At 68.8% G+C, this 8,784-nt stretch carries 9 protein-coding genes; 5 read left to right on the forward strand and 4 right to left on the reverse strand.

The genetic code is table 11. The features are described 5' to 3' along the window. Positions 1-8 precede the first annotated feature (8 nt). Positions 9-2,372: a DNA polymerase II gene (locus tag LJF27_RS16970; protein WP_003122806.1), complete on the reverse strand. Its 2,364-nt coding sequence runs from the start codon at positions 2,370-2,372 to the stop codon at positions 9-11. A 68-nt stretch (positions 2,373-2,440) separates the two neighbouring features. Continuing rightward, positions 2,441-2,974: a GNAT family N-acetyltransferase gene (locus tag LJF27_RS16975; RefSeq protein WP_023086358.1), complete on the reverse strand. Its 534-nt coding sequence runs from the start codon at positions 2,972-2,974 to the stop codon at positions 2,441-2,443. Positions 2,975-3,059: 85 nt separating this feature from the next. Here LJF27_RS16975 and LJF27_RS16980 point away from each other — a divergent pair, with 85 nt between their 5' ends. Continuing rightward, positions 3,060-3,611 carry a helix-turn-helix domain-containing protein gene (locus tag LJF27_RS16980; RefSeq protein WP_016253541.1) on the forward strand — a complete coding sequence of 184 codons (552 nt, stop codon included), beginning with the start codon at positions 3,060-3,062 and terminating at the stop codon, positions 3,609-3,611. On the opposite strand, the gene ndhC is transcribed toward LJF27_RS16980, so the two are convergent. Next, positions 3,608-4,006: an NADH-quinone oxidoreductase subunit A gene (gene ndhC, locus LJF27_RS16985; RefSeq protein WP_003088123.1), complete on the reverse strand. Its 399-nt coding sequence runs from the start codon at positions 4,004-4,006 to the stop codon at positions 3,608-3,610. The two genes, LJF27_RS16980 and ndhC, sit on opposite strands and share 4 nt — an antisense overlap. A gap of 12 nt (positions 4,007-4,018) precedes the next feature. Next, complete coding sequence (locus LJF27_RS16990) at positions 4,019-4,342, reverse strand: DMT family transporter (protein WP_003102734.1); 324 nt, start codon at positions 4,340-4,342, stop codon at positions 4,019-4,021. A 330-nt stretch (positions 4,343-4,672) separates the two neighbouring features. Here LJF27_RS16990 and LJF27_RS16995 point away from each other — a divergent pair, with 330 nt between their 5' ends. The 4 genes from LJF27_RS16995 (at position 4,673) to LJF27_RS17010 (ending at position 8,713) form a co-directional block, all read left to right on the forward strand. Further along, complete coding sequence (locus LJF27_RS16995; RefSeq protein WP_003102736.1) at positions 4,673-5,134, forward strand: (2Fe-2S)-binding protein; 462 nt, start codon at positions 4,673-4,675, stop codon at positions 5,132-5,134. 4 nt (positions 5,135-5,138) lie between these two features. Beyond that, on the forward strand, positions 5,139-7,334 hold the full coding sequence (locus tag LJF27_RS17000; protein WP_014603034.1) for a xanthine dehydrogenase family protein molybdopterin-binding subunit: 2,196 nt from the start codon (positions 5,139-5,141) through the stop codon (positions 7,332-7,334). A gap of 157 nt (positions 7,335-7,491) precedes the next feature. Beyond that, positions 7,492-8,046, forward strand: coding sequence for a helix-turn-helix domain-containing protein (locus tag LJF27_RS17005; RefSeq protein WP_003088112.1), 555 nt, complete (start codon positions 7,492-7,494; stop codon positions 8,044-8,046). A gap of 88 nt (positions 8,047-8,134) precedes the next feature. Next, positions 8,135-8,713, forward strand: a complete 579-nt coding sequence (locus LJF27_RS17010) for an HD domain-containing protein (RefSeq protein WP_003102740.1) — start codon at positions 8,135-8,137, stop codon at positions 8,711-8,713. Positions 8,714-8,784: the final 71 nt, after the last annotated feature.

The following is an 8,784-nucleotide window of genomic DNA, read 5'->3' on the forward strand; positions in this document are numbered from 1 at the left end:
CGGCAGCCTCAGAACAGCGCCATCTGCCGGTCGACCAAAGTGGCGAAATCATCGCCGACGAACGGCAGGATGGCGTCGGCCACCGGCTGCAACTGCTTGCCCACGTAGTGCTCGTAGTCGATGGCCGAACGCCGCGCCTCGAGCGGCTCGGGACCGGCGACGCTGATCACGTAGCTGATCCAGCCGCCGCTCTGGTACTGCCGCGGGCGCCCGCGCTCGAGGTTGTAGTCGTCGGCGATGCGCGCCGCGCGCACATGCGGCGGCACGTTGCGCTGGTAATCGTCGAGGCGCCGGCGCAGGCGCTTGCGGTAGACCAGCAGGTCGTCCAGCTCGCCGGCCAGGGTCCGTCGTACGTAATCGCGCACGTAGTCCTGGTAGGGCTGGCGATTGAAGATGCGCAGGTAGAGTTCCTGCTGGAAGCGCTGGGCCAGCGGCGACCAGTCGGTGCGCACGGTCTCCAGGCCCTTGAAGACCATCTCCTCGCCACCGTCGGCGCGGCGCACCAGGCCGGCGTAGCGTTTCTTGCTGCCCTCCTCGGCGCCGCGCACGGTGGGCATGAGAAAACGCCGGTAATGGGTCTCGAATTGCAGCTCGAGGGCGCTGTCGAGGCCGAATTCTTCTTTCAGGTGCTCGCGCCACCAGTCGTTGACCCGCGCCACCAGCGCCCGGCCGATGGCCGCGGCCTCCTCCTCGGCGCGGGGGCTGCCGAGCCAGACGAAGGTGGAGTCGGTATCGCCATAGATCACCGTATAGCCCTCGGCCTCGATCAGCTCGCGGGTACGGCGCATGATCCGATGCCCGCGCAGGGTGATGGACGAGGCCAGGCGCGGGTCGAAGAAGCGGCAGCCGCTGGAACCCAGCACCCCGTAGAAGGCGTTCATGATGATCTTCAACGCCTGCGAGAGCGGCTGGTTGCGTTCGCGCTTGGCCGCCTCGCGGCCCTCCCAGACCCGTGCGACGATGGCCGGCAGGCAATGCCGGGTACGCGAGAAGCGGGCGCCGCGAAAGCCTTCCACCGAGTGCTCGTCGTCCGGCTGGCGCAGGCCTTCCACCAGGCCGACCGGATCGATCAGGAAGGTACGGATGATCGACGGATACAGGCTCTTGTAGTCGAGCACCAGCACCGATTCGTAGAGGCCCGGCCGCGAGTCCATGACGAAGCCGCCGGGACTGGCTTCCGGACGCTTCTCGCCGAGGTTCGGGGCGACGAAGCCGGCGCGGTGCATCAACGGCATGTACAGGTGGGTGAAGGCCGCCACCGAGCCGCCGCTGCGGTCCGCCGGCAGGCCGGTGACGGTGGCCCGTTCGAGGAGGAAGTCGAGCAGTTCGGTACGGGCGAAGATCCGCGTCACCAATTCGCAGTCCTTCAGGTTGTAGTGCGCGAGGGCCGGCTTGTCCTCGGCGAACATGCGATCGATCTCGTCCATCCGCTGGTACGGATTGTCGATCGCCTTGCCTTCGCCGAGCAGGGTCCGGGCGACGTTCTCCAGGCTGAACGAGGGGAAGCTCCAGGTCGCCGAGCGCAGCGCCTCGATGCCATCGATGATCAGGCGGCCGGCCGCCGCGGCGAAAAAGTGGTTGTTGCGGCTGCCGTGCTCGCGCCAGCCCATTTCGTCGCCGCCACGCCCCAGGCGCAGCGGCACCTTCAGGCGCTGGGCATGCTCATGCAGGACGCGCAGGTCGAACTGCACCAGGTTCCAGCCGATGATGGCGTCGGGATCGTGCTCGGCCAGCCACTGGTTGAGACGTTCCAGCAGCCCGGCACGGCTGTCGCAATAGTCGAGGCGGAAATCCACGGCCGCGGCATCGCCGTTGGCCGGGCCGAGCATGTATACCTGGCGCTGGCCGCAGCCTTCCAGGGCAATGGAGTAGAGATCGCCGCGGGCGTTGGTCTCGATGTCCAGCGACACCAGGCGCAGGCGCGGGCGATAGTCCGGAGCCGGCTTCAGGCGCCGGGCGAGCAGGCTGCCGTCGGCCTCGACACTCGCCTCCAGGCTGACCGGCGCGGTGATGAAGCGCTCCATCAGGTAGCGCTCCGGCGGCCGGATATCGGCCTCGAACACCTCGACGCCGGCCTGGCGCAAGCGTTTCTCCAGATTCATCAGTTGGCGATGCTGCTGGCAGTACAGGCCGAGCACCGGCCGCTGCTGGAAGTCGCGCAGCGCCAGCGGCCGCAGCTCGGCGCCAGTCTCCCCGGCGAGCAGGGACTCGACGCGCCCGCGCTGCTCGGCGAGGACAAACGCCACCGACGGCTGCGGCGGCAGCCGAACCTGCCGCGGGCCCTGCTCGGTCGCCAGCCAGAACGCGACTTCCGTGCCGGCCGGCGTATCGCGCCAGTGCCGGGTCAGGACGAACCCTTGCAGTAACTCCACCATCGACCCCGAATCTCTCGCATCCGCCGATTCTACCCGGCCTGCCTTGGGAACGCTGGCATCTTCGGTCAGCCGGCAGCAGCCAGGCGCTTGTAGAAATAGGTGGTGGGACAGGGCGTGCCGTCCGGCATCAGGGCGTAGTCCGGAATTTCCCCGACCCGTGTCCAGCCGGTCTTCAGGTACAGCCGTTCGGCGGCGCTGCCGCTGACCGTGTCCAGCACCAGCAGGGACTTGCCGTAGGCCCGGGCGAGCCGGTCCAGCTCGCCCATCAGCGCCTCGCCGATGCCGCGCCGACGCGCACGCCGGTGCACCAGCATCTTCGCCACGTCGGCGCGGTGCGGCTGGTTCGGCGGTTGGTCGAGGAGCAGTTGCACGGTACCGACGATCCGCCCCTCCGCTTCCGCCACCAACAGCAGGCGTTCATCGCCCGCCACGCTCTCGCCGACGCCGCGCCAGAAAGCCAGCGCCCGCTCCCGCGGCAACGGCCACATGAAGCTGACCGAAGCCCCGCCTTCCACGCAGTCCAGCAGTACCTCGGCCAGTTCGTCCAGGCGCGCCAGGATCTCCTCGCCAGCCAGGCGGCGAATCGTCGGTTCGGTCATCGCGGGCAAGCTCCAATGCAAGGTCGAATTTCCAATATATTGGACAGTGACTATCATGGACGAGAAAAATCCGCCAGGGCCACTCATGGATATCGACGAACTGATTGCCCGACGCCTAGCCGCCCTGCGCAAGGAGCGCGAGCTGACCCTCGCCCAACTGGCCGAACGCTGCGCGGTGAGCAAGGCGATGATCTCGCGCATCGAGCACAACCAAAGCAGCCCCACCGCCAGCGTCCTCGGCCGTCTCGCCGGCGGCCTGGGGGTCGCCCTCTCCGAGCTGCTCGGCGACGCGCAGGCGCCGGCCGAACCGCTCTGCCGGCGCGCGCAGCAGGAAGTGTGGGAAGACCCGGCCAGCGGCTACCGCCGCCGCCAGGTCGGCGCTCGCGATCCGCGCAGCGGCTGCGAGATGGTGGAAGTGGAGATCCCGGCGAACGCCCGCCTCGACTATCCCCGCTGGGGCGGCCGGCCCTACCGGCAGCGCCTGTGGCTGGTCGAGGGTGCGCTGCGGGTGGATTACGGCGAGCAGTCGTTCCACCTGCAACGCGGCGACCGCCTGGACTTCGGCGTCGACCGCGCGGTGACCTTCGCCACCGCCGGGCAAGCCTGCCGCTACCTGCTGGTGATCCTCCACGACTAGTCGTGCGGCTTTTTCCGCCGGCGCTCCGGCGACCAGTCGAGGGCGCCGACCCGGTGCAGGTAGAACAGTCCGACCAGCAGCAGGGAGACGAACAGCGTCGCCTCGACGAAACCCGCCCAGCCATTCTCCCGTAGCGACACCGCCCAGAGGTAGAGGAACGGCATCTCGATGCCGAAGATCACGAACAGCATGGCGACCAACGCGTACTTGACCGAGAAGCGCAAGCGCGACGAGCCGGTGGAATCCACCCCCGACTCGAACGGCAGGTTCTTCGCCCGGCCATGCGATCGGCCGCCCAGCACCCGGCCCAACCCCAGCATGAGCAGGCAAAGGGCGAGCGCGCCGAAGAGGTAGGCGAGCAAGGCCCAGGTCGCGGGAGCGAAGGATGCGTACATGATGGTCGCCCCTCAGCCCTGACGGGTCGCCAGCTTGAGAATGACGATGCCGGCCACGATCAGCCCCACCGCCAGCAGCCGCAACGGGCTCGGGCTTTCGCCGAAGAGCAGGATGCCCAGGGCGAAGGCGCCGACCGCACCGATGCCGACCCAGATGGTGTAGGCCGTGCCGAGGGGCAGGGTTTTCATGGAAACGGCCAGCAGGCCGAAGCTGAGGATCATGAACAGCAGGGTGACCAGGCTTGGCCACAGGCGGGTGAAGCCGGCCGACTCCTTCATGGCCGTGGCCCAGACGATTTCGAAGACACCGGCGAGCAAGAGATAGATCCACGCCATTTTCAGCCTCTCTGCAGGGTCGTCCCCGCGCAATGAAAGAGGGAAAACGGGTCGTCCCGCTTCCGGCTGAAAGTGCGTGCCGCCCGGGCGGGCGTCAGTCACCGACGGCAGCGATCCTAGCGCGTTGCCGATGCCGGGTGAACGCCTGCGCCGACGGAGTTGTTTCGCCGCGTTTCCGCGCCGCGCCCGCCGGGACGCTCGGCAGGATTGATCTAGACTTTCGCAGGATCGTGCAAGGCGTCCGTTTCGTCCTTCGCGCACACTTCGCCCGATGCATCCCTGCCTGATAAGAGATAACGCCCTGCCCGGGCCTTTCCGTGGAGAATCAGCATGCCCACCTCGCTCGTCCTGAACGGCAAGAACGTCACCCTCGACGTCGATCCCAACATGCCCCTGCTCTGGGCCATCCGGGAAAGCGCCGGCCTGCACGGCACCAAGTTCGGCTGCGGCATGGCCCAGTGCGGCGCCTGCACCGTGCAGCTGGACGGCACCGCGGTACGTTCCTGCGTGCTGCCGGTCTCCGCGGTCGCCGGCAAGCGCGTCACCACCATCGAGGGTATCCAGAGCAAGCCCGGCAAGGCCGTGCAGGACGCCTGGGTCAAGCTCCAGGTACCGCAGTGCGGCTACTGCCAGTCCGGCCAGATCATGTCCGCCACAGCGCTGCTGGAGCAGAACGCCAGCCCCAGCGACGCCGACATCGATGCCGCGATGAACGGCAACATCTGCCGCTGCGCCGCCTATGTGCGGATCCGCGCCGCCATCCACGAAGCCGCCGACACCCTGAAGGCCTGACGCCATGAACAGCAAGATCGATCTGAGCAACGCCCTGCCCGGCTCGCGCCGCGGCTTCCTCAAAGGCGCCGCGGTGGTCGGCCTGACCATCGGCTTCCAGTGGAGCGGAGCCCGGCGTGCCCTCGCCGCGGCCCTGCCGGACGCCGGCTTCGCGCCCAACGCCTTCCTGCGGATCGCTCCGGACGACAGTGTCACGGTGATCGCCAAGCACGTGGAGATGGGCCAGGGTGCCTATACCGGTATCGCCACCATCGTCGCCGAGGAACTCGACGCGGACTGGAGCAAGGTCCGCGTGGAAAGCGCGCCCGCCGACGCCAAGCGCTACGCCAACCTGGCCTTCGGCACCATGCAGGGCACCGGCGGCAGTTCGGCGATGGCCAACTCCTGGATGCAATTGCGCGAGGCCGGGGCCAAGGCGCGCGCGATGCTGGTCGAGGCCGCCGCCCGCCAGTGGCGAGTGCCGGCCACCGAACTGCGCACCCGCGACGGCTTCGTCGAACATCCGGCCAGCCAGCGCAAGGCCAGCTACGGTTCGCTGGCCGCTGCGGCGGCGGAACTGCCGGTGCCGGAAAACGTGCAATTGAAGGATCCCAAGGACTTCCGCCTGATCGGTCACCAGGCGCCGCGCGTCGACGTTCCCGGCAAGACCGACGGCAGTGCGCAATTCACCCTCGACGTCAGCCTGCCCGGCATGCTGGTCGCCCTGCTCCAGCGCCCGCCGCTGTTCGGCGCCACGGTGAAATCGTTCGACGCCACGGCGACCAGGGCGATTCCGGGGGTGGTCGAGGTGGTCCAGGTGCCGCACGGCGTGGCGGTGGTCGCCAAGGGCTTCTGGGCGGCGAAGCAAGGCCGCGACGCGCTCAAGGTCGAGTGGGACGAGAGCAAGGCCGAGAAGCGTGGTTCCGAGGCGCTGATGGCGGAGTACCGCAAGCTCGCCGAGCAACCCGGCAAGCCCGCGCGCAGGGACGGCGACGCCGCCAAGGCGGTGGCCGGGGCGACCCGCAGGATCGCCGCCAGCTACGAGTTCCCGTTCCTCGCCCATGCGCCGATGGAGCCGCTGGACGCGGTGGTCAGGCTGACCGCCGACAGCTGCGAGATCTGGGCCGGCGACCAGTTCCAGACCGTCGACCAGGGCAACGCGGCGCGCACCGCCGGGCTGAAGCCGGAGCAGGTGAAGATCAATACGCTCTACGCCGGCGGCAGCTTCGGCCGGCGCGCCAACGCCTGGTCGGACTATATCGTCGAGGCGGTATCGATCGCCAAGGCGCTGGGCGCCAACGGCGTGCCGGTGAAGCTGCAATGGACCCGCGAGGACGACATCCACGGCGGTTTCTACCGGCCGATGTACTACCACCGGCTCGAAGCCGGGCTCGACGCCGACGGCAAGCTGGTCGGCTGGCAACATCGCATCGTCGGCCAGTCGATCCTGGAAGGCACGCCGTTCGCCGCGGTGATGGTCAAGGACGGCATCGACGCCACCTCGGTGGAAGGCGCCGCCAACCTGCCCTATGCGGTGCCCAATGTCTCGGTCGAGCTGAGCACCACCCAGGTCGGCGTGCCGGTCCTGTGGTGGCGGGTGGTCGGCAGCTCGCACACGGTCTACGCGGTGGAGGCGTTCATCGACGAGGCAGCGCAGGCCGCCGGCAAGGACCCCTACCTGTTCCGCCGCGACCTGCTGGCAGAGCAGCCGCGCCTGCGCGGCGTGCTCGAACTGGCTGCGGAAAAGGCCGGCTGGGACCCGTCCAGGCCGCTGCCCGCCGGGCGCGGGCGTGGGATCGCGGTGACCGAGGCATTCAAGACCTTCGTCGCCCAGGTGGTCGAGGTCTCGGTGGACAAGGACGGCAAGCTGAAGGTCGAGCGGGTGGTCTGTGCGGTGGACTGTGGCATCCCGATCAACCCGGACGTGATCGCCGCGCAGATGGAGGGCGGCATCGGCTTCGGCCTCGGCGCGATCCTGCACAGCGCGATCACCCTGAAGGACGGCAAGGTCGAGCAGAACAACTTCGACGGCTACCAGGTGCTGCGGATCGCCGAGATGCCCAAGGTCGAAGTGCACATCGTGCCCTCCGGCGAAGCGCCCACCGGGGTCGGCGAACCCGGTGTGGCGCCCATCGGCCCGGCGCTGGCCAATGCGATCTTCGCCGCCACCGGGCAACGCCTGTACAACCTGCCCTTCCCCACCTCCTTCGCCAAGGCCTGAGCGAGACGCCCGCCGGCAGCTCCACGGCTGCCGGCGCGGCGCGGGCGGCCCTCCGAGGATCGCCGCCGACCATACGGGTCCCCCCGGTGTCGCGCCGATTTGCCTCCGCCCGGCGTCGGGCGCAGACTTCAGCGTCCATTCGCCCGCGTAGCCAAGCATGACCGAGCCTCTCCCTTCTTCGTCCCTGGGCCCCGCCCTGCGTCGCTGGCGCCTGCTGCACCGGGTCAAGCAAACGCATGCCGCCGAATTGCTCGGCGTGGCGCAATCGACCATCTCGCGCTGGGAGTCCGGTACCCAGGCGCTGCTGGTGGAGGAACGGGCACGCCTGGAGCGTCTGCTCGGCGCCCGCCTGGAAGCCGCCGCCGACCAGGCACTGGCCCGCCTGGTCGAGGCCAACCCGCAACCCGTGCACCTGATCTGCGACCTCACCCATCGCCTGTTGGCCTGTTCGCCGGCACGCGCCGCGCAATTCGGCGTGCCTCTCGGCGAACTGCTCGACCGTTCGCTGTGGCCCTATTGCAGCGAGGAAATCCTCCGCCAGGAAGCCACCCTCGAGGAACTCGGCTGGCGCGAACTGCTGGCACCGCCGGCGCTGGAGTTCGCCAGCGGAGCGAACGCCTCGGCCATCGTGCCGATCCGGCGCAGCCGTTGCCGCTGGACCCGCATGACCCTCTCGGACGGACGCGCGGTGCGCCTGGTGGAAACCCTCTGAACGTCGCCGCGGATATTTTATCCATGGACCTTCAGCACCGCCGCGCCTAGGCTTGCAGGCTCGTTTCACCGGTAGCGGAGCCCGCGCCATGTCCCTCGAACTGCTGAGCAACCGCCTCGAATTCCTCCGCGAAGCCGAACGCCTGAAAGACGTCCTGCGCTCCGCGCACACCTCCTCCGGCCGCCCGGAAAGCACCGCCGAACATAGCTGGCGGCTGTGCCTGATGGCACTGGCCTTCGAGGACCAACTGGCCGGCCTGGACCTCGGCAAGGTCCTGCGCATGTGCGTGGTCCACGACCTCGGCGAAGCGATCCACGGCGACATCCCCGCCGTCGAGCAGGCCGCGCACCCGGACAAAGGCGAACAGGAACGCGCCGACCTGTTGCAGCTGACCCGTCACCTCGACGCGCCGCTGCGCGACCGCCTGCTCGCCCTGTGGGACGAATACGAGCGCGGCGAGTCCGCCGAAGCCCTGGCAGTGAAGGCCCTGGACAAGCTGGAAACCCTGCTCCAGCACACCCAGGGCGACAATCCGGCGGACTTCGACTATGCCTTCAACCTCGACTACGGCCGTCGCTATACCGACCGCGCACCGCTGTTCAAGACCCTGCGCGAGCTACTCGACGCCAGGACCCGACAGCGCCTCGCAGCTCGGCGCGACGCCTAGCGTGCGCCCGCCCGGGCAGCGTTACCAGCGCCACCGCCTACGTAGCTCGCCATGGCTACAGGGAAGCGGCT

This window comes from Pseudomonas sp. 203-8, from assembly GCF_020708595.1.
Taxonomy (GTDB): Bacteria; Pseudomonadota; Gammaproteobacteria; order Pseudomonadales; family Pseudomonadaceae; genus Pseudomonas; species Pseudomonas aeruginosa.